General features: G+C 61.2%; 22 protein-coding genes and 2 pseudogenes. All 24 read left to right on the plus strand.

The genetic code is table 11. The features are described 5' to 3' along the window. Positions 1 to 87: 87 nt before the first annotated feature. Positions 88 to 645 (plus strand): terminase small subunit, encoded by a 558-nt coding sequence (locus ACIQU2_RS27525; RefSeq protein WP_403145503.1) that lies wholly within the window; start codon positions 88 to 90, stop codon positions 643 to 645. Next, complete coding sequence (locus ACIQU2_RS27530; protein WP_403145505.1) at positions 605 to 2683, plus strand: phage terminase large subunit family protein; 2079 nt, start codon at positions 605 to 607, stop codon at positions 2681 to 2683. Before ACIQU2_RS27525 ends, ACIQU2_RS27530 begins: the two co-directional genes overlap by 41 nt. After that, positions 2674 to 2886, plus strand: coding sequence for a primosomal replication protein PriB/PriC domain protein (locus ACIQU2_RS27535; protein WP_403145508.1), 213 nt, complete (start codon positions 2674 to 2676; stop codon positions 2884 to 2886). The genes ACIQU2_RS27530 and ACIQU2_RS27535 overlap by 10 nt, the downstream gene beginning before the upstream one ends. Continuing rightward, on the plus strand, positions 2883 to 4442 hold the full coding sequence (locus ACIQU2_RS27540; RefSeq protein ID WP_403145510.1) for a phage portal protein: 1560 nt from the start codon (positions 2883 to 2885) through the stop codon (positions 4440 to 4442). The genes ACIQU2_RS27535 and ACIQU2_RS27540 overlap by 4 nt, the downstream gene beginning before the upstream one ends. Continuing rightward, positions 4426 to 6459: a ClpP-like prohead protease/major capsid protein fusion protein gene (locus ACIQU2_RS27545; RefSeq protein WP_403145513.1), complete on the plus strand. Its 2034-nt coding sequence runs from the start codon at positions 4426 to 4428 to the stop codon at positions 6457 to 6459. The genes ACIQU2_RS27540 and ACIQU2_RS27545 overlap by 17 nt, the downstream gene beginning before the upstream one ends. Positions 6460 to 6527: 68 nt before the next feature. Continuing rightward, positions 6528 to 6839, plus strand: coding sequence for a capsid cement protein (locus ACIQU2_RS27550; RefSeq protein ID WP_403145516.1), 312 nt, complete (start codon positions 6528 to 6530; stop codon positions 6837 to 6839). Next, entirely contained in the window at positions 6839 to 7222 is a 384-nt protein-coding gene (locus tag ACIQU2_RS27555; protein ID WP_403145518.1) for a hypothetical protein, read from the plus strand. Before ACIQU2_RS27550 ends, ACIQU2_RS27555 begins: the two co-directional genes overlap by 1 nt. Then, positions 7197 to 7706, plus strand: a complete 510-nt coding sequence (locus ACIQU2_RS27560) for a hypothetical protein (protein ID WP_403145521.1) — start codon at positions 7197 to 7199, stop codon at positions 7704 to 7706. Before ACIQU2_RS27555 ends, ACIQU2_RS27560 begins: the two co-directional genes overlap by 26 nt. Positions 7707 to 7735: 29 nt before the next feature. After that, complete coding sequence (locus ACIQU2_RS27565; protein WP_403145550.1) at positions 7736 to 8269, plus strand: phage baseplate assembly protein V; 534 nt, start codon at positions 7736 to 7738, stop codon at positions 8267 to 8269. A 57-nt stretch (positions 8270 to 8326) separates the two neighbouring features. Beyond that, entirely contained in the window at positions 8327 to 8554 is a 228-nt protein-coding gene (locus ACIQU2_RS27570) for a hypothetical protein (protein ID WP_403145524.1), read from the plus strand. A 5-nt stretch (positions 8555 to 8559) separates the two neighbouring features. After that, positions 8560 to 8886 carry a GPW/gp25 family protein gene (locus tag ACIQU2_RS27575; protein ID WP_403145527.1) on the plus strand — a complete coding sequence of 109 codons (327 nt, stop codon included), beginning with the start codon at positions 8560 to 8562 and terminating at the stop codon, positions 8884 to 8886. Then, positions 8883 to 9764, plus strand: a complete 882-nt coding sequence (locus ACIQU2_RS27580; protein ID WP_403145529.1) for a baseplate J/gp47 family protein — start codon at positions 8883 to 8885, stop codon at positions 9762 to 9764. Before ACIQU2_RS27575 ends, ACIQU2_RS27580 begins: the two co-directional genes overlap by 4 nt. Before the next feature lies 1 nt (position 9765). Beyond that, the gene (locus ACIQU2_RS27585; RefSeq protein WP_403145531.1) at positions 9766 to 10374 is read left to right on the plus strand and encodes a phage tail protein I; all 609 of its coding nucleotides are present in this window, start codon (positions 9766 to 9768) and stop codon (positions 10372 to 10374) included. After that, a complete protein-coding gene (locus tag ACIQU2_RS27590; RefSeq protein ID WP_403145534.1) occupies positions 10367 to 12313 on the plus strand; it encodes a phage tail protein in 1947 nt (648 codons plus the stop codon). The genes ACIQU2_RS27585 and ACIQU2_RS27590 overlap by 8 nt, the downstream gene beginning before the upstream one ends. 2 nt (positions 12314 to 12315) lie before the next feature. Beyond that, on the plus strand, positions 12316 to 12777 hold the full coding sequence (locus ACIQU2_RS27595; RefSeq protein ID WP_403145537.1) for a phage tail assembly chaperone: 462 nt from the start codon (positions 12316 to 12318) through the stop codon (positions 12775 to 12777). A 104-nt stretch (positions 12778 to 12881) separates the two neighbouring features. Further along, positions 12882 to 14048, plus strand: coding sequence for a phage tail sheath subtilisin-like domain-containing protein (locus ACIQU2_RS27600; protein WP_403145540.1), 1167 nt, complete (start codon positions 12882 to 12884; stop codon positions 14046 to 14048). A 12-nt stretch (positions 14049 to 14060) separates the two neighbouring features. Further along, positions 14061 to 14564, plus strand: a complete 504-nt coding sequence (locus ACIQU2_RS27605) for a phage major tail tube protein (protein ID WP_120265948.1) — start codon at positions 14061 to 14063, stop codon at positions 14562 to 14564. A gap of 14 nt (positions 14565 to 14578) precedes the next feature. Continuing rightward, positions 14579 to 14854 (plus strand): annotated as a pseudogene (locus tag ACIQU2_RS27610) (phage tail assembly protein); the annotation flags it as partial. A gap of 39 nt (positions 14855 to 14893) precedes the next feature. Then, complete coding sequence (locus tag ACIQU2_RS27615; protein WP_403145552.1) at positions 14894 to 15178, plus strand: phage tail assembly protein; 285 nt, start codon at positions 14894 to 14896, stop codon at positions 15176 to 15178. Between the two features lie 150 nt (positions 15179 to 15328). Continuing rightward, a complete protein-coding gene (locus tag ACIQU2_RS27620; protein ID WP_403145543.1) occupies positions 15329 to 18049 on the plus strand; it encodes a phage tail tape measure protein in 2721 nt (906 codons plus the stop codon). 9 nt (positions 18050 to 18058) lie between these two features. Then, complete coding sequence (locus ACIQU2_RS27625) at positions 18059 to 18904, plus strand: phage tail protein (RefSeq protein ID WP_403145545.1); 846 nt, start codon at positions 18059 to 18061, stop codon at positions 18902 to 18904. Next, positions 18879 to 19085 carry a tail protein X gene (locus tag ACIQU2_RS27630; RefSeq protein WP_149417768.1) on the plus strand — a complete coding sequence of 69 codons (207 nt, stop codon included), beginning with the start codon at positions 18879 to 18881 and terminating at the stop codon, positions 19083 to 19085. The genes ACIQU2_RS27625 and ACIQU2_RS27630 overlap by 26 nt, the downstream gene beginning before the upstream one ends. Positions 19086 to 19183: 98 nt before the next feature. After that, positions 19184 to 20230, plus strand: a complete 1047-nt coding sequence (locus tag ACIQU2_RS27635) for a phage late control D family protein (RefSeq protein WP_403145548.1) — start codon at positions 19184 to 19186, stop codon at positions 20228 to 20230. A 49-nt stretch (positions 20231 to 20279) separates the two neighbouring features. Further along, positions 20280 to 20621, plus strand: a pseudogene (locus tag ACIQU2_RS27640) (glycoside hydrolase family 19 protein); the annotation flags it as partial.

Consider the following 20621-nt stretch of genomic DNA (forward strand, 5'->3'; position numbering starts at 1 on the left):
CCGGACCCCACCCCCATAGGGGGTAATTCGGGCCCCGCTGCTTCGCTACATATGACCCTTTTTCGAACCGAGGTTGTTGTTTAGTCCATGGCAAATCCGACCATTGCTCGCGAGCCTCACTGGCTGAACAAGTCGCGCATGGCGGCCAGCCTGGGAATTACCACTCAAGCCTTTGACAAATGGGGCGTCCAGCCGGTCGCCAAGATCGGCCGCGACGTGTTTTACGACGTCCGTTCCGTGCTGGATAACCGGCTGAAACATCAGGGCGCGAAAGACCAACCCGTGGATGACAACGGTGACCCGCTCGATCCGCTCATTGAGTACAAGCAGGCGCAACAGAAATTGCGCCTGACCACTGAGCAGGCCGACGCCCAGGCAATGCGAAATCAGGTCAAGGCCAAGAAGCTGGTCCCGGTGGATTTTTGCCTGTTCGCCCTGGGCAAGTTGAGCGCAACGCTCGGCTCAACCCTCGACACCATCCATGTGAAGGTTAAGCGCAAGTGCCCCGACATTGAGGTGCGGCACTTGGAGGCGGTACAGCGTGAGGTGGCCGTTACGCGTAACCAAGCGGTCGATCTGGCCGACCGTCTGCCGGGGTTTTTAGATGAGTTCCTTTCCAAGCTGGATGATGGCCCTGACGGATAGCATCCGTAAGGGGCTTGGCGGTCTCTACAAAGAGCCACCGCTTACCGCTGTTGAGTGGGCCGACGAGCATTTCTACATGTCGTCGGAGTCGTCCTATCAGGAAGGGAAGTGGACCACGGCGTCATTTCAGGTCGCGATTCTCAACGCGATGGGCAATGACCTGATTGCCGAGGTCAACGTGCTGAAATCAGCACGGGTCGGCTACACCAAGATGCTCATGGTGAACATGGGTTACAAGATCCAGCACAAGAAGCGCAACGTCCTGGCGTGGTGCCCAACCGACGGCGACGCCGACGGCATGATGAAGCGGCACATTGAGGGGATGATTCGTGACGTCCCTGTGTTGAGGGCGTTAGCGCCCTGGTATGGCACGAAGCATCGGGATAACACGCTCGATGAAAAGCGTTTCGATAACGCGAAAATGCTGTGGTGCCTGGGCGGTACGGCCGCCAAGAATTACCGGGAGAAAAGCCCGGACGAGGTGATCTACGACGAGCTGTCGAAGTTCGATGCAGACATTGAAGGCGAGGGGGCCCCGACGATCCTGGGCGACAAGCGCCTGGAAGGGGCCACGTTCAAAAAGTCCATTCGTGGTTCGACCCCGACCACGATAGTTCCTGTTGTTGAAGGCGAAGAAACCACGGGAGAGGGCTGCCAGATTACCCGGGCGGCGGACGATTCCCCGCATCTGTTGCGCTTCAACATCAAGTGCCCGCACTGCGGCACTGAGCAGCATTTGAAATGGGGCGACCCGGAGACGCCGTTTGGCATCAAGTGGCTGTTGAACGAATTTAAAGCGGTCGAAAAAGCGTGGTACGCCTGCGAGTCCGGCAACGGCTGCACGTTCGAATATCACGAAATGATTACGGCCTCGGTGACGGGGCGTTACATCTGCGAGCGGACTGGGGTCTGGACGCGCGACGGCATGGACTGGTTTACCAAAGCCGACCAGCCCATGAGGCCGCCCCGCTCGGTGACGTTTCATATCTGGACCGCTTATTCCGAGTTCGTGACCTGGGCCGAAGTGGTCAGCGAATGGGTCAAGGTCAAGAAAGACCGGGGCAAGCTCAAGACCTTTATCAACACCACGTTGGGCGAGGCCTGGGAAGAGGATCAGGGCGAGCAGCTGGAGTGGCAGCAGCTGGCGGCGCGCCGCGAGGTGTATGCCGAAGTGCCGCCGTGGGTGGTGGCGATCTTTGGCGGCATCGACACGCAGGACGACCGTTACGAGGGGCGTTTCTGGGGTTTTGGTGCTGGTGAAGAATCCTGGCTGATTCACAAATTCATTCTCACGGGCGATCCGGCCAGCGTCGAGCTGCGCAAGAAAGTAGGCGTGGAGTTGAAAAAGCGCTTTGTCCGTGCGGATGGTTCGGTGCTGACGCTGGAGCGTGCCTGTTGGGACCAAGGCGGGCACTACTCGGACGAGGTGCGCGAAGAGAGCATCAAACACGGCGTGAACTGGATTATTCCGGTGTTTGGTGCGTCGACCTACGGCAAGCCGATTGCGACCTGGCCACGTAAGAAAACCAAGGTCAAAGGCGGTCGGGTGTACCTCGTAGAGGTCGGCACCGACAACGCCAAAGAGCTGATTTACAACCGGCTCACGCTTCAACCCGACCTTTCTGGCGCGCCTGTGCCGGGCTGCGTCCACTTGCCCGCGAATGAGCTGTTGTGTGGTGAGGATGAGTTGCGCCAGTTGACCGCCGAGCGGCGCAAGTGGGTGATCGTCAAGCATCGGCGTGTGCAGCGCTGGGACGCAGGCGGCCGCCGTAACGAAGCGCTCGATTGTTTTGTGTACGCGCTGGCCGCGTTACGCATAACGCAGCAGCGTTTTGGCATGAACCTCGATTTGCTCGCGCAGCAGCTGCCCTCGGGCACCTGGCATGTGCCGGTGGATCACGATCCAGAAAATCAGGCACCCGAGCCGGTGCCGGTGCCGGAAGCGGTGCCGGTGCCTGTTGTCGTGCCTCAACCATCACCCGCGCCGCCCAGTGAGTCAGGGGGGTGGTTTGAGACAGGAGCTAGCCCGTGGCTGTAAGCGCACAAGAAATGGTCGACCTCTACATCGAGGCCGAGAAGGCCGTATTGGTGGCTAAGGAAATGGGGTTCAAAGATCGCAAGACAGTCATGGCTGAATTGCGGGATATCACTGCGAACCGAGAAAAGTGGGAGCGCCGTTTGGCCGCTGAGAGGCGCGCGGCGCACGGGGAGTCGGGGTTTTCTCTGGCTAACTTCTCATGAATCGGCTGGACAAAATCCTGGCCCCGGTGTTTCCCGGGCTGGTGGCGGAGCGCCTCAGGGCGCGCAACGTGATTCAGGCGTTCGAAGGCGCGCAGATTACCCGCACGCACAAGGCCAAAAAGCAGACCCGTAGCGCCGATGTGGCGTTGCAGCATGCCGGGAAGTCGTTACGCGATCAGAGTCGCAAGCTGGACGAGGACCACGACCTAGTCACCGGTTTATTTGATCGACTGGAAGAGCGTGTTGTGGGTGGCTCGGGTATCGCCGTCGAGCCGATTCCGCTGGACTACAGCGGCGCCGTGCATCTGGACTTTGCCGCCGCGATTAAAAGTCTGTGGGGGGAATGGTCGTTAAGTCCTGAGGCGTCGGGCGAGCTGTCGCGGCCGCAAATGGAACGGCAAATTTGCCGGACCTGGCTACGCGACGGCGAGGCGTTAGCGCAGGAATTACGCGGTCGTGTGCCGAACTATGAGCACCTGCATGCGGTGCCCTATGCGCTGGAGCTGCTGGAGCCAGATTATTTGCCCTGGGAAAAAAACGACCTGTCGCAGGGGATCGTCCAGGGCATCGAGCGCAGCAGCTGGCGTCGGGTGAAAGCGTTTCACCTGCTCAAGGGTCACCCCGGGGGAACGCTGGGCCACGGGCTGACGCTGGACACCAAGCGCGTTCCGGCCGAACAAGTGATCCACATTGCCTACCGCAAGCGTATTGGTCAGAACCGGGGGCAACCGTTGCTGCACGCGGTAATTATTCGGCTTGCGGACATCAAGGATTACGAAGAGAGCGAACGGGTCGCGGCGCGGATCAGTGCCGCCCTGGCGATGTACATCAAAAAGGGCGTGCCGGATGACTATGTAGAGCCGAAGCCGGATGCCAACGGCCAGCTGCCGTCGGCGCGCACCTTTCCGATTGGTCCCGGGATGGTGATCGACACCCTGACGCCGGGTGAAGACATTGGAATGATCGAAAGCAACCGGCCTAACCCGTTTCTTGAAGGGTTCCGTAACGGCCAGTTGAAGGCGATTGCGGCGGGCACTCGGGTGGGCTATTCGAGCCTGTCGCGCAGCTATGACGGCACGTACTCGTCGCAACGTCAGGAGCTGGTCGAGGCTCAGCTGGGTTACGACCAGTTGCAGCATGACTTTATTGATTCGTGGTGTCGGCGGGTTTATCGCAGCTGGCTGCAAATGGCGATCGTCAGCGGCGCGCTCACGGTTCCGGCGGATGTCGACCCGCGTTCGATTTACGGGGCGATTTATCAGGGGCCGGTGATGCCCTGGATTAACCCGGTGCATGAAGCCAACGCGTGGGACGTGCTGGTCAAGGCGGGCTTTGCCGACGAGGCCGAAGTGTGCCGCGCGCGCGGCCGTAACCCGCAAGAACTCAAGCGCACCCGGGCCGCCGAGATCCAGACCAACCGGGACGATGGGCTGGTGTTCAGCTCCGATTTCTACCACGAAATATATGGGAAAACGCAGGCCAATGAGCAAGCCAAAACCAAGGAAAAAAAGCCCGCCGCTGATGAGACCGGTGGCGTCGATGGCGGGGACGAGTAGCCCGGCGGAAAGTTGGTATTCAATCCAAGCGGCCGCCAAGCGCGGATCGGCCATCGTTGAAGTCTTCGGCGATATCGGTGCCTTTGGCATCAGCGCGAAGCAGTTCGCGCTGGACCTCAAAGCGCTGGGTGACGTGTCACACATTGATTTGCGGGTGAATTCACCGGGCGGTGACGTGTTCGACGGCATTGCGATTTACAACATGCTGCGCAATCACCCGGCCCGCATTGAGGGTTCCGTGATGGGGCTGGCCGCTTCCATGGGCAGTGTGGTGCTGATGGCCAGCAACACGATCAACATCCCGGCCAACGCCATGATCATGATCCACAAGCCCTGGGGCATCCAGGGTGGGGACGCGGACGCCATGCTGCGTTACGCCACTTTGCTGGACAAGGTGGAGGTTTCGATGGTGCATGCCTACGTGACCAAAACCGGAAAAACGGCGGAAGAGGTGCATGCACTTCTGGAAGCTGAAACGTGGATGAACGGAGCCGAAGCGCTAGCGCTGGGGTTCGCGGACTCAGTCACGGAACCGCTGCAAGCCTTTGCGGCACTCAAATCTCATCGTATGAAGGATTACGCCAACATGCCGGAATCGGTTAAAGCATTTTTCGACCCTCGTGGCTCTGTTACCCCTCCGGCGGCGGTGGTTGTTCCGCCTGTAGCGGCCGTGGTCGTTCCGCCCGTTGCCGCGCCTGCTGCTGCTCCGGCAGTGGTCAGCGAAGCGGAGATCTCGGGCCGCGTGCTGGCGGCTGAGGCTTCGCGGCGTAATGCGATCAGTGCATCATTCGCGGGCTTTGCCGCGCATGGTCTGCTGATGAATGCCTGTCTGAATGATATGGGCTGCACCGTCGAGTCGGCCAACGCCAAGCTGATTGCTGCCCTGGGCGCGGCCACCACGCCGACCGGTAGCGTGTTGACGAGCGCGCATATCCACGCGGGCAACGGCAATCTGGTGGGTGACTCGGTGCGTGCGTCGCTGGTTGCCCGTGCCGGGCATGGCGCTCTCGAGGCCAGCAACGGCTACAACTACATGACCTTGCGCGAACTGGCCCGTGCATCGCTGGCAGACCGTGGCGTCGGCATTTCGGCCTATAACCCGCTGCAAATGGTCGGTCTGGCCTTCACGCACGACTCCAGTGACTTCGGCAATATCCTGATGGATATCGCCCACAAGTCGTTGCTACAGGGCTGGGAAAATGCCGATGAGACGTTCCACCTGTGGACCAAGAAAGGCGAGTTGAGCGACTTCAAGCCAGGCGCCCGTATTGGTCTGGGTGAGTTCCCGTCCTTGCGCGAAGTGCGCCCAGGTGCTGAGTACAAACACATTTCCGTCAGTGATCGCGCGGAAAGCATCCAGCTCGCGACCTACGGTGAGATTTTCAGCATCACCCGTCAGGCGATCATCAACGACGACATGTCGGTGTTGAAGGATGTGCCGATGAAAATGGGCATGGCGGCCAAGGCCACCATCGGTGATCTGGTGTATGCGGTCCTGACCGGCTCGACGAAGATGCGCGACGGCAAGTCGCTGTTTCACGCCGACCGTAAAAACCTGTTCGCGGGGGCGGGTTCGGCGCTGTCCATCGAATCGCTGTCGGCGGCCAAGCAGGGCATGGCGCTGCAAAAAGGCAACGTCGACGGCAAGTCGCGCAACCTCAACATCCGCCCCGGCTTTGTGCTGACGCCGATTGCCCTGGAAGACAAGGCCAATCAGCTCATCCGTTCGGCTTCGGTGCCGACGGCCAACGTGAACGCCGGGGTCGTCAACCCGATTCAGAACTTTGCCCAGGTGATCGGTGAAGCGCGTCTGGATGATGCCTCGTCGACTAACTGGTATCTGGCGGGCAAGCAGGGCACGGACACCATTGAGGTGGCCTACCTGAACGGCGTGGACACGCCTTTTGTCGACCAGACCGAGGGTTTCACCTCCGACGGCGTATCGACCAAGGTGCGTATCGATGCGGGCGTCGCCGCGTTGGATTATCGCGGTCTGACCAGCGCTGTCGGCGCGTAACTCCGGCAGTGTTCCCAGTGCCCCGCCATGTGCGGGGCTTTTCGTTTCTGTAGCAAGGGTAAATCAGCATGAAAAATTATTCGGGTAATGGCGCCACCGTGACGTTTGTGGCGCCGACGGGTGGGGCGGTGGCGGGGGTGCCGGTAGCGGTTGTGGATCTGGTTCTGGTCCCGACTAGCAGCGGCCCTAAAGGCACGGTACTGGTCGGCCACACCGGCGGTACTTGGAGCGTGCCGGCGGCGGCTGGCCTCAAGCAGGGGCAGAAAGTCGGGGTGCTGGCCGGTGGCTTGGTGGCCGCCGCGACGGCTGACGCGGTGTACTGCGGCAAGCTGACCAGCGACACGGTGAACGGCTTCGCTGAATTCCTGTTGATCCAGTAATGGCGGCCGCTCGTTTTCGGGCTATGGCCGCCCGGATGGACGCCTTGCTGGTGAGCCGCCTGGGTGACTCGGCGACCCTCGCTGATGGTCGGCCCGTCATGGGCGCCTTTGCCTCCCCTTTTGTCGGCGCCGAAATCGGTGGCGGCGAAAGTTCGGGTAAGCGCTTGGGCTCGACGATCAATGCCGATGAGGTGTTGGAGCCGACCTTTAGCGTGCGGGTGGTCGACGTGATCGGTGTCAAAAAGGGCGATTTTCTGACCATTGAACTGCCGCCCGAGTTGGGCGGTGGTCTCTATAAAGTCAGCCGGTTGAGGCCAGACGGCGCCGGCATGGTTGACTTGGTGCTGAGTGCGAACGATGAGCGAACTGACGACATTACATGACGCGATCAGCAGCACGCTCAAGGCGGCGTTGCCCAAGGTGCTGCACGTCGAGGCGTTTCCTGAGTTGGGTTCAAAAGTCAGGACGCCGGCGCTGTTGTACGGCCTGACCGATATGACGTTGGGCGAGGATCGGGGCGAGGGCAAAACCGGGCTGGTTGGGCGGTTTCAGTCTTGCATTCTGATCGATGCCGATCGCCCCAAGGCGTCATTGCAGGCGGCCATTCTGGCGGCGCAAATGACGGTGGCGTTGAAGGAACAGTGGTGGGATTTGGATTTTATCCTGGGCCCGCCTTTGGATATTCACGCGCAGCCGGAAGCCCCGACCAAGGAGCTGGAGCAGTTCGTCATGTGGTCGGTTCAGTGGATTCAGCACTTTGAGCTGGGGGAGTCCGAATGGCCTTGGCCGGATGAGCCGCCGGGCTCGCTGTTGTTTGGCTTTAACGACGACGTCAAAGAGGACTTTGTCCCATCGGAGGCCATGTGAGCGGCTACGCAAGTGCCCAGCATGACCGCATGCTGGCGGGAGTGGTCAAGGATTGTTATGTGGTCGGCCTGGACCTGACCGCCTCCCCGCCGGCGTGTCGCGTCTCGGATGGTGAGTGGACCAGCGCCTGGGTGCGCTGGCACAGCATCGCCGCCGGCAAGGCCAGGCACTGGCGGGCGCCTACCATGGGCGAGCAGGGGACATTGATCAGTGCTAGCGGAGACGTGTCACAAGGCACGTTTATTCCGGGCTTGTATGGCAACGCTGGCGCACCACCGGATAACCGCGACCATGTGGAAATTTGGCGGTTTGATGATGGCGGCTCGCTGGTCTACGACTGGGCGGCCAACAAGTACACCATCACCTTGCCGACTGGCGAAGTGTTGGTAAAGGTCGGCGGTTCGACGTTGTCCGTTACGGATAACGCGATCGCGGGGGTGGCCGCTGCAATCAACTTGAAAGGCGTGGTGAACATTGACGGCCCGTTAAACGTGACCAAAGACATTAACGGCGCTGGCAAGATCATCGACGCCGCTGGCAACAGCAACCACCACACGCATTAATTTCAACCCACGACAGCCCGCCGAGTGCGGGCTTTTTCATGCCTGGAGAAAAGAGACATGGCCAAGACCACCACAACGCTTGCCGGCGAGGAACAGGCGGCCCCTGAGCTGACCCCGGAGCGGCTGAAGTTTCGCGACAAGGTCTATACGTCGCGCACTCTGATCATCCCAGAAACCGACCGCACCCTACCGGTGAGCAAAGGGCTTGTAGAGGTTCTGGTGTCCGATACCGAGGCCGTCAAGTTCCTGAAAGCCAACACCGAATTTGAGCCCGCGAAGGAGTGATTTAGATGATCGGAATGGACCGCCACACCGGCCAACCCATTTCCGGCATCAAGCACTTGCGGCAATCCGTTCCAGCCATTTTAGGCACGCCGTTGGGCAGCCGCCGGCATCGGCCGGAGTACGGCAGCAAGCTCCGGCGGTTTGTTGACTTGCCCGTTAATGAAGGCTGGAAAAGCGCCGTACAGGCTGAAGTCGCCCGCGCCCTGGGGCGTTGGGAGCCGCGTTTGAAACTGGATCAGGTGCGCGTCATTTCCGTTATTGGCGGGCAAATCAACCTGAAGATTGTCGGCGTGTACCTGGGCGACGGCGTCACGTTGGAGGTAGCCGTATGAGTATCGTGGATCTGTCGTCGCTGCCGGCGCCGACTGTGCTGGAGCCTCTGGACTTCGAAGAGGTTTATCAGGAGGCGCTGGGGGTTTTTCGCGGGTACATGGGCGGCAACTGGACCGCCGCGCTGGAAAGCGATCCGGTGGTTATGGTGCTGGAGGGTGGTGCGTACATCAAGGTCGGCAACCGCGCCCGGGTCAATGACGCCTGCAAAGCGGTATTGCTGGCACATGCCATAAAGGGCGACCTCGATCACCTGGGGGCCAACGTCAATCTGAAGCGCCTGATCATTCAAGCCGAGGATCTGCTGGCGGTGCCACCGGTGCCGGAGGTCAAGGAGGACGACGACCCGTTTCGTGAGCGTATCCAGTTGGCCTATGAGGGGTTGACCACGGCCGGCCCGCGTAACAGCTACATCCTGCACGCCCGTAACGCCTCGGGGCTGGTGGCGGATGCCACGGCCGAAAGCCCGGCACCGTGTTGCGTTACGGTAACGGTGCTGGGTTTGGACGGGCAGGGCGTGGCGCCGCCGGAGCTGCTGGCCACGGTGGCCGCCGCGTTGAATGACGACGACGTGCGGCCGGTGGGGGATCGGGTGACGGTGCAGAGCGCCCAGGTGATCCCCTACCAAATTAACGCGATTCTGCACATGGTCAGTGCCGGCCCCGAAGCGGATGCCAGTTTGGCCGAGGCCAAAAGCCGATTGGCGGCCTGGATCAATCCACGCAAGCGGCTGGGCATCGAGGTCGCGCGCTCCGGGGTGGACGCTCAGTTGCACGTTGCCGGCGTTTCTCGGGTGGAGCTGGTCGGCTGGCAGGACTTGGCCCCGACCAAGGCTCAGGCGGCGTTCTGTACGGTCTGCACCGTGACGCTGGCGGGCTGATATGAAAAGCCTACTGCCGATCAACAGCACGCAACTGGAACGGGCCATGGAGGCCACGTTTTTCGAGAAAACGATTGTCCCGCTGCGCGACCTCTACAACGCCGATACCTGTCCGGTGCATCTGCTGCCGCATCTGGCGTGGGCGTGGTCGGTGGATCGCTGGGACTACCGATGGACCGAGGCGACCAAGCGCGCCGCCATTAAGGCCTCTTACTACATCCATGCCCACAAAGGGACCATCGGCGCGCTGCGCCGCGTGGTCGAGCCCCTGGGCTACCTGATCGAAATTATCGAGTGGTTCAACACCGTGCCGCCGGGCGTGCCGGGCACCTTCGCGCTGAAGGTCGGCGTGCTCGACACCGGGATCACCGAGGAAATGTATCAGGAGCTGGAACGCCTGATCGACGATGCCAAGCCGGTCACCCGACACCTGACGGGGCTGGCGATCAGCCTCGAAACTCAAGGCGTTTTGAACATCAGTGTTGCCCTGTACGAAGGCGACGAAATCGACGTTTATCCGCCGGTCATGCGTGACATCGAGGTCACCGGGACCATCGGCGTGGTGGGCCGCGAACACTCCATAGACACCCTGGACGTTTATTATGATTGATGCGAATTCGCAGTTTTTCGCGATCCTCACGAAAGTGGGGAGAGCCAAGCAGGCGAACGCCGACGCGCTCGGTATTCCCTGGAAGATCACCGAAATGGGCGTGGGTGATGCTAATGAAACGGACCCGATCCCCAGCGAGTTGCAAACCCAACTGATCAATGAGTGGCGCCGCCGTCCGCTGAATCAGCTTCGCGTTGACCCGGCCAACACGGCGGTGATCATCGCCGAGCAGATTATTCCGGCCGACGAGGGCGGGCACTGGATTCGCGAAATCGGGCTGTATGACGCGGACGGCGATCTGGTGGCGGTGGCCAACTGCGCGCCGAGCTTCAAGCCGATGCTGTCGCAGGGGTCCGGCCGCACGCAAGTGGTGCGGATGAATTTCATTGTCGCCAGCACCGGCAACATCACGCTCAAGATTGATCCGTCGGTGGTGCTGGCGACCCGCGAATACGTCGATAACAAAATTCTGGAAGAGCTGTACAAGCTCGACAGCAAGCAGTCGGTGCGGGTGGCCACCACGGCCAACATCGCCCTGGCGGGCCTTCAGGTTCTCGACGGTGTCACGTTGTTGGCTGGCGATCGGGTGCTGGTGAAAAACCAGACCGTGGCCAAGGACAACGGCATTTACATTGCCGGTGCCCCTGCCTGGGTTCGTGCGCCGGATGCCGATACCAATGCCGAGGTGACTTCGGCGCTGCTGGTATCGGTTGAGCAAGGCACGACGTTGGCCGACACCCGTTGGCAACTGGTCACGGATGGGGTGATTGTCCTGGGCACCACGGCCCTGACTTTTCAGGACGTCACTCAGGGCTATGCGCCGATCAACTCGCCGGCCTTGCTGGGGACTCCAACGGCGCCAACGCAGGCCCAGTTCGACAACTCGCTCAAGTTAGTGAACTCTGCGTTTCTCAAACGGGTGGGGGTTGAATATTCAAACCTGAACTCGGTTGGGGTCAGCACGGTTCTAGCTAACTCAAGTGTCGGCGGCGTGGTTAGCGCGGCCTCTGCAACGCCGATTAACGTGACATTGCCACCCACGGCCGGCGTGCCGAGTGGGGCAACAGTTGAGGTAGTTAATGCTGGTGGTGGTGGCGCGGTAACTATTTTACCTTCCGGCACTGATGTGCTGACGGCGCAAAGCGGCGTCGTTGTGCCGGTCGTCCTGGGGGCAGGGGATAACGCTTATTTCATCAAGGTAACGGGCGAGTGGCGTTTGCGTGGCGGCTCTATTGCGCTCAAATATGCCGCCGTTATGTCTGGCCCAAACTGGATGACGCCGCCGCAATTTGATGTCAGCCAGAAGCTGGCGACAACGGAGTTTGTGCAGCGGGCGCTGGGCAACATAGGCAGCATGAGGATCTACAACGTTTCTACCAGCATGGTAGTAGAGGATTTTGGCAAGATTGTTCTGGCAAACGCCGGGGTGGCGATAACGCTAACCCTGCCGCCCGTTGGTGGTAGCGTGCTGACTGGCTCAACAATTCATGTCAGAAACGTCGGCAGCGCCCCATTAACCGTGGTGCCGCCAGCTGGCGGCAGTATGTCGGTCATTGCCACAGTACCCATCACGAGTATTGTCGTTAATCCCGGATCATCGCTTGAATTAACCGTACAAGGTTCGAACTATTTTTTGGCAGGATCGGGATCTTTAAAACATATCTCTGACTTTGCCGCTGTTCTTGGGGCGGCTGCCGGTAGCCAGCAACTCCCTGGGCTGTCGATTAAAGTAGGCAATATCGGGAACGCTTCAACCGCCACCACCATCCCTTTAACATTTCCGGTGGCATTCCCTGCGGCCTGTATCGCTCTACTCTTCACGTCGTGGCAAAACCAGCCGGCTGGCTACACGCATAACAATAGGGATCGGTTGGGTGCCACTATTTCGAGGGGTACTAACGCGGCATATTATTTTGATTACATTGCGATCGGGTATTAACAATGAGCAAGTATTACTATCGTGTTGATGAGACTCGGGGTGGTTTTCTTGACTCGGCCGTCCATGGGGAAATCGGCAGCCCTGATTGCACCATTCCGCCGGGCGCAAAAGAAATCACAGAGGAACAACACGCCGAGTTAGTGGCCGCCCAAAGCAACGGGAAGTTAATTGTTCCTGATCCTGACGGGTATCCGCTGGCGATTGATCCGCCGCCGCCAAGTGATGACGAGTTGGCGGCTGTCGAGCGGGTTTGGCGGGATCAGCGCCTATCTGAAACGGATGGTGTGGTGACGCGCCATCGCGACGAGGTGGAAGAGGGCCTAGAAACCACCTTGACTCCCACGCAGTACACCGAGCTTCAGGCCTACCGCCGAGCGCTGCGCAACTGGCCAGAAGCGGGAGAGTTCCCGTTGATTGAACACCGCCCGCCGACGCCTCTCTGGCTGGCTGGTCAACTCCAATAAACGCCCCGCACTGACGGGGCGTTTTCTATTCCGTTACGCGTAACACGAACATCCCTCACAGCCTCGCTTATGCGGGGCTTTTCCGTTTCTGGAGATTGAGCTTTATGAGTTTCTTTCACGGCGTTACGACCACCGATATCAAGACCGGGGCGCGCACCATTTCCTTGCCGTCGTCTTCCATTATCGGCCTGTGCGACACCTTCACCCCGGGTATCCTCGGCGGCGGTACGGCACTGGCCGGCGAACTGAAGTTGATCACCACCGAGCGCGAAGCCATTGCCGCCTTCGGCGCCGATTCGGCGATCACCAAGGCCTGTCAGGCGATCTACACCAAGGCCAAGGCGGTGATCGTCGCCATCGGTGTGCCGAAGCTGGAAGACGCGGCGCTGCAAACCTCGGCGATCATTGGCGGGGTTCTGGCTTCCGGTCAGCGCACCGGCCTACAGGCCTTGCTCGATGGTAAAAGCCTGTTCAACGCTCAGCCGCGGCTGTTGATCGCGCCGGGGCACACGGCCACGCAGGCGGTGGCCACGGCGCTCGATGGCTTGGCGCAGAAGCTGCGTGCCATCGGCATTCTCGACGGGCCGGGTACCACGGATGAGGCCGCCATGGCTTACGCCGATAACTTCGGCAGTCGCAACCTGTTCATGGTTGATCCGGGCGTGCAGTACTGGGACACCGGCGTCAGCCAGACGGTCGATGCCCCGGGCTCGGCGTGGGCGGCGGGCTTGTTTGCCTGGACCGATGCGGAGTACGGCTTCTGGGCGTCGCCGTCGAACAAGGAGTTTGTCGGCATCACCGGCACGACCCGCGCGGTCGAGTACCTGGACGGCGATGAGACGTGCCGGGCCAACCTGCTGAACAACGCCAATATCGCGACGATCATCCGCGACGACGGCTATCGCCTGTGGGGCAACCGCACGCTGTCGAGCGATCCGAAATGGGCGTTCGTCACCCGCGTGCGCACGTTGTTCATCCTCATGGATGCCGTGCAGGCCGGCCACAAATGGGCCGTTGACCGCTCGATCACCAAGACCTACGTCAAGGACGTGACCGACGGCCTGGAAGCGTTCATGCGCGACCTGAAAGCCCAGGGCGCAATTATCAACTTTGAGGTGTACCCGGACACCGAGTTGAACACCGCCAGCCAAATCGCCCAGGGCAAAGTGTATTGGCGCATTCGCTTCACCGACGTGCCACCGGCCGAAAACCCGAATTTCCTTTTCGAAGTCACCGATCAATGGATGTCCGAAGTTCTTGAAGCAGCCTAAGGGGCCTAGTCAATGATTCCTCAAACTTTGTTTAACACGAACCTGTTTGTTGACGGCGTGAGTTTTTCCGGCGACGTGCCGAACCTGACCCTGCCCAAGCTGACCACCAAGACCGATGAGTATCGCGGTGGCGGCATGGCCGGTGCCATTGAGATGGATCAGGGTCTGGAAAAAATGGAGGCGTCCTTTGTCACCAAGGGCGTGCGCCGTGAGTCGTTGAAGTACTTCGGTCTGGCCGATGGCACGGCCTTCAATGCGACGTTCCGGGGTGCCTTCAAGGGGCAAAAGGGCGCAGTGACGGCGGTGGTCGCCACCCTGCGCGGCCGGCTCAAAGAGGTCGACCTGGGCGACTGGAAGGCCGGTGATCCGGCCGAGATCAAACACGCCATTGCCGTCACGTATTACAAGCTCGAAATCGACGGGCGCCTGATGTACGAAATCGACATGGTCGCCGGTATTCAGGTGATCGACGGCAAAGACCAGCTCGCCGAAGTGCGCACCGCGCTCGGCATGTAAGGGAATAGATTCAGATGACTCAAGTAAACGATAAGAAGCTGCCGGTCTGGCTGGCGGTCACCGCTGCGAGCGCCGTCGTGACCCTCTCGCGTCCCAGCGATGCCAACGGGGTCAAGGTCGAGACGTTGACCTTGCGGGCTCCGGCCGTGCGCGAAGTGCGGGCGGCCGACCGTGCCTCTAATGGCGATGACGAGCAGCGCGAGCTGATGTTGTTCGCGGGCTTGGCCGAGGTCGGCCTCAAGGATCTGGAAGGCCTCAAGCTGGTGGACTATCGCCGTGTGCAGGCGGCCTATTCGCGTCTGGCGCCTGATACCGATTACTCGACGTCGATGCCGTCGTGGTTGTCGGTCACCACCGATAACGTGCTGGTCACGCTGTCGTGCCCGAGCGAAATCAACGGCGTCACGGTCGATAAGTTGGCCTTGCGTTCCCCGACCGTGCGCGACGTGCGTTCGGCGAATCGTGAGGCGGGTGGCGATGACGAGCAGCGCGAGCTGGTGTTGTTTGCCGAGTTGGCCGGTGCGCCTGTCGCGGATCTGGAGGGCCTGAAGCTGGTGGATTTTAACCGCCTACAGGCCGGCTATTTTCGTATGGACCAAGACAACGGGGTTTGATCCCGGCGTCATAAAAATGGCCGCGAAACGTCTGGCGGCGGAAACCGGATTTTCCGCCGCTGAGATTCAGTCGATGCCGTTTGCTGAGATGGTTTGGTGGCTCACGGATTGAGCCGCCTTCGGTAAGGCTGTGCAAATGGGGGCCATGACATGGCGAACAAACTCGCCCTCGGGCTGGTGATCGGTGGTGCCGTCAGTTCTTCGGTCGGTACCGCGTTCAAGGACGTGACGGGGCGGATCAAACGCCTTGAGGCGGAAGGGGCCAAGGCACGCGTGCTGCAGCGTGCGATCGGCGACACCATTCGCTTGCGCGATGAATGGAAAAAAGCCCACGACAGCGGTTCCGCTGGGGCGTCCAAGCTGCTGGGCCGGTTGAACTCCAATCTGGACAGCTTGAAAAAGCAGGGCGTCGAAGTCGGGCGGCTGGAGAAGTCCTATCGGGCCATGGGTCAGGCGGCCAATAAGGCCGAGCTGAAGGCCAAGGGGCAGCAGCAGCTGGACGCCGGCAAGTCCGGCATGAAAAAAGCGGTGGGCGCCGCTGTCGTCGGTGTGGGCGCTATGGCGGTGCCGACCAAAGTCAGCGCGGACTTCGGCGCCATTGTGCGTGACATCGCGATCAAGGCCGGGATTGCCAACAAGCCACAAGAAAAGGAGATGTCACAAAAGATCATCGCCACTTCGCGTGACACCGGTATGGCGCGCAACGACGTGGCCGACGTGGTCAACCAGTTGGTTGGCGCCGGTATGGAGTTGAGCAAGGCCCTTGAATATGCGCCGGTCGCGGCCAAGTTTGTCGTGGGGCAGGGGTCCAACGGTGTCGACACGGCGAAGATGATCAACGCCCTGGGGCAAAACGCCAAGATCACCGACCCCAAGCAGATGCAGCAAGCGCTGGAAGCAATTGCCTATCAAGGGCAGGCGGGCAGCTTTGAAGCGGCCGACATGGCGAAATGGTTCCCTGAGCTGTTGGCCAACATGGGCAGCCTGGGCATCACCGGCATGGATGCGGTGACGCAGTTGGGCGCCATGCTGCAAGTGCAGATGAAGTCGGCCGGCGGCGCCGATGAGGCGGCCAACAACCTCAAAAACTGGATGGGCAAAATCGGCTCCGGCGACACCGTCAAGGCGTATGAAAAGGCCGGTATCGACTACAAGGGTTCGATGCAAACCGGTTTGCAAAACGGTATGTCCACGCTGGAAACCAGCATGGCGTTGGCGCAGAAGTACATTCAAGCCACCGATCCGAAGCGCGCGGCGGCGATGGCCAAAGCGACATCCGAAATCAGCCAGCAAGCCGACCCGGAGAAAGCCAAGGCCATGATGGCCTCTCTGGAAGAGTCCCTGCGCACTGGCGACCTGTTCGCTGACATGCAGGTCAAGGCCGCGCTGTCGGCGTTCATGCAGAACAAAGCGCTGTACAGCCAGCTTAAAAACGATTCGCGCGATGCAACGGGCATCCTCGATAAAAACCTCAGCGAGCGGCGTGAGGCGTCGTCGCAGAAGTGGGCCGAAATGGCTCAGTCGATGGATGACGCCATGCGCAGCGTGGGGGACGCCCTGCGCCCGGTCACGGACACGGTGGCCGAGGCGCTGACCAAGGTCACCAAGGGCATCACGTCGCTGTCCGACAGCTCGCCCGGGGTGGTGACGGGAATCAGTTTGGTCAGTGCCGCGCTGGTTGGGCTGTCCGGTCTGTATAGCTCCTTCAAAATGGGCAAAGGATTGCTCAACCTGGCGCGCGGATCGCTGGGTGGCGGCAAGGGCGCCGACGATGAAGCGGACGGCCAGGACGACAAAAAGCCCGGTAAATTCGATGTGATCGCGTCCGGCCTCAAAGTGGTTTCGATGGCGAAGGACGTCGCCTCAGGCGGCGACGAGGGCGGCAAGTCTGGATCGGCTGACGATGGCGTCAAGAAGGTTTTCGTGGTCAACGCGGGAGCCCTGGGCGGCGGCGCTGAAGGCCCTGGGGAAACGCGCCGGCGTGGACGCGGGTCAAGGCGCAATGCTTCGCGCCGTCGGCCGTTGCCTCGGCCGGGCAGTTCTTCGCGCTCGCCGATTCCGGGGCCACGGCCACCGGTCCCAGTGCCGCGTCCGCCGATTCCACCGGTCCCGGTTCCGGCCGGTTCGATGGCCCGGCTGGGCGGGGTGGTGCAGGCGGTCGGCAAGATCGGCAAAGCCGCCAAGATGATTCCCGGCGGCGCGCTGCTGGACGCCGGCGCCATGGCGTTCGACACCTATGAGAATGCCAAGACCCAAGGCGAACAGGCCGAGGGTTACGGTGCGGCAGCCGGCAATCTGGCGGGCACCATGGCCGGCGCTGCGGCCGGTGCGGCCATTGGTTCGGTGGTGCCGATTATCGGCACCGCGATCGGCGGCTTGATTGGTGCCTACCTCGGCAGTCAGGGCGGCCAGATGTTGGGCGGCGCCGTGGGCAAGTCGGTGTTTGGTGGCGACGAGGAAAAACCTGCCCCACCGGCCACGCCGTTGTTGATGGCGCCGCGCCCTGGTCCGGCCATTCCCAGCTTGGCCAGCATGGGCCAATCGTTCGATGGGGCGAAGGGCTCCGGTGCGTTGCTGATGGCCTCGGGGGCAACCCCACAAGGGCCGGCGCTGGGCGACGTTGCTCGCGCCATGGCCGTACAGGCGCCGACCAAGGCGGCCGTGGCCATTCAGCCCAAGGAGCCGGAGAAGCCGGCACCGACCAAAGTGGATCAGCAGTTTCAGTATTCGCTGAGCATGCCGGTCACGGTGCAAGGGGATGTCAAAGACCCGCAACGCTTGGCTCAGGACTTGATGCCGCACATGCAACGAATGATGGCGGACGCGGCGAAACAGAACGCTACCAAGCTGTACGACGAACCCCACGTTTAAGGAGGCCGCATGGCGTATATGGAACAGTTGCAAGCGGGGCTCAAGTACTTGGTCGAAGCCGGGGAGGCCGGGCGGCGCAGCGCGGACGGCATGCTTGGTCCGGTCAACGGCGCGATCAGTGAAATCACTGGCGCGGCGTCCGAGCTGGAAAACATCCCGTTCGTGGGGCCGGCGATCGGCGCCAAGCTTCAGCGGGTGATGCGCGGCGTCGACGCGGCACAGGCCAAGGTAGGGCAGGTGGTGGCGGTGTACGGCCGGGCGACCCGTGCGGCCGCCGAAGTACAGGAACGGATGGGGACGCTGAAGGAGCAGGCGGGCAAGGCGGCGACGGCGATCAACAACATCGCCGGCAAGGTCAGCCCGTCGTTGGCCAACATCGTGCCCACCAGTTCCTTTGCCGTGGATGCGACGCCGGCGCCGGAAGCGGTGAAGCCGTTCCCGCACCTGCTGATCATTCAGCCGCGCGATCCGAAGCTTCAACCGTATTTCTTCAATCTGGACACGGCGGCCTTCGACGAGCTGAGCCGTTCGACCGAATTCCGTTGGGCCTCCCAGGAACGCCTGTCGCGCCGCCCGGCGCAGCAGGCCATTGGGATGGGGGAGGAAAAACTCACGCTCAAGGGCACGATCTACCCGGGCTTCAAGGGTGGGATCAAGCAGCTCGACACGTTACGCACCATTGGCGCCAGGTTTCAGCCGCTGACCCTGACCACGGGCTATGGCGAGGTGATTGGGACGTGGTGCCTGAAGACCATCGCCGAGGAACAGGGCGCGTTTTTGCACGGCGGGATTCCGCGTAAACAAGGGTTCACTCTGGAGTTTGGGCGCTATGGCGACGACATGCAGAACGTCTGATGGGGACATGCTCGATGTCATTTGCCATAACGTTTATGGCCATCTGAACGGCAGCACCGAAGCGGTGCTGGATGCCAATCAGGGGTTGGCGGATGAGCCCCAGCCCTACCGCACCGGTGTGGTGATCTATCTGCCGGATCTGCCCAGTCCGACCGGGGAGGGGGTCAGCTTGTGGGATTGACCTCGGGCGCTACCGCCGCCGGCGGCCCGTTGCGTTACGCGTAACGGCCCTTTGTTTTTTTGACCCGCCGTGTGCGGGCTTTTTTTTGGACAAAAACCATGACCCCCATGTTTCGAATCGTGGCCGATGGCGCCGATGTGACGGCCAAGATCAATGATCGGTTGTTGTTGCTGCGCACCTCTGACAAGCCCGGGATGGAGTCCGACGAGTTTGAGTTGCGCATTGATGACCGAGACGGCCAGGTGGTGCTGCCTCGGCGTGGCAGTTCGATCGAGATCTACCTGGGCTATGCCGAAACGTCCTTGGCGAGAATGGGGCGTTACGCGGTGGACACGGTCGAGGTGTCGGGGCCGCCGGACACGATCGTGATCAAGGGCAAGGCCAGCGACATGCGCGGCAGTGGCAAGACCATCCGCAGCGGGAGCTGGGAAGACGTGCCGCTGTCGACGATCGTGGCCGATATCGCCGCGCGCAATGGCTGGCAGCCGGTGTGTCCGGTGACCACGAAAGTCGCCCGGGTGGATCAACTCAACGAGTCGGATTTTAATTTCATCACGCGTCTGGCCAAACAGTACGACTGCACGGCCAAGGTGGCCGACGGCAAACTGTTGGTGATGCCCCGTCAAGCGGGCCAGACCGCCAGCGGCAAGGCGTTCGGCGCGATCACCCTGACGCGGAGCGACGTCAGTCGCTGGCAGTTCAGTCTTGGCGATCGCAACTCGCACAAGGCTGTGGCGACCAAGCACCAAGACAAGAAGACCGGCAAGTTGACGGTGGTCACCGTGGACAACGAGGACGCCCCGGACGGCCTGCCGGCGGTGCATACCGATCGCCATATCTACCCGAACAAGACCGCCGCCGAGTCGGCCGCCAAGGCGCGTTTGGCGGCGTTCAATCGCTCGACCGCTGACGTGCGTTTCGAGATGCCCGGCCGGACCGACATCTTTGCCGAGCGCCCGATTAACGCCCAGGGCTTCAAGGTCGGCCTTGATGGCGAGTACTTGGCGGATTCGGTGGAGCAGGTGTTTACCCAGTCCGGCTGGTCGACCGCGGTCGAGTGCAATGCCGGCAAGAAAGGCAAGTCACAAAGTAAGAAGAAGGAGGCTAAACCGCCGCTCAAGGTCGTGAGCGTCAACACGCCTTAACGCATTCCGTCGCCGCCTGAGGGCGGTTTTTTTATGTCTGGAGTTTTTTATGCCGATTACTCAGCAGCAGTTGCTGTGCATCCTGCCCAACGCCCGCCCCGTCGCGGGCGTTTTTGTGCCGGCCCTCAATCGCGCCATGGCGCGCTTTGACATCGGTTCGCCGGTGCGTCAGGCCGCGTTTCTCGCCCAAGCCGGGCATGAGTCAGGCCACCTGGTCCAGTTGTCGGAAAGCCTCTACTACAAGGACGCCGAGCGCGTCGCGCAGCTGTTCAAGTATGGCTTTGACCTCAATCGAAACGGCCGGGTCGACCCCGCCGAGGTCGAGGACGCCAAGGCCTACTTGCGCAACTCGGAAAAGATGGCCAACCGGGTCTACGCCGATCGGATGGGC

The organism is Pseudomonas sp. NPDC098740 (assembly GCF_044760065.1).
Classification (GTDB): domain Bacteria; phylum Pseudomonadota; class Gammaproteobacteria; order Pseudomonadales; family Pseudomonadaceae; genus Aquipseudomonas; species Aquipseudomonas rossensis.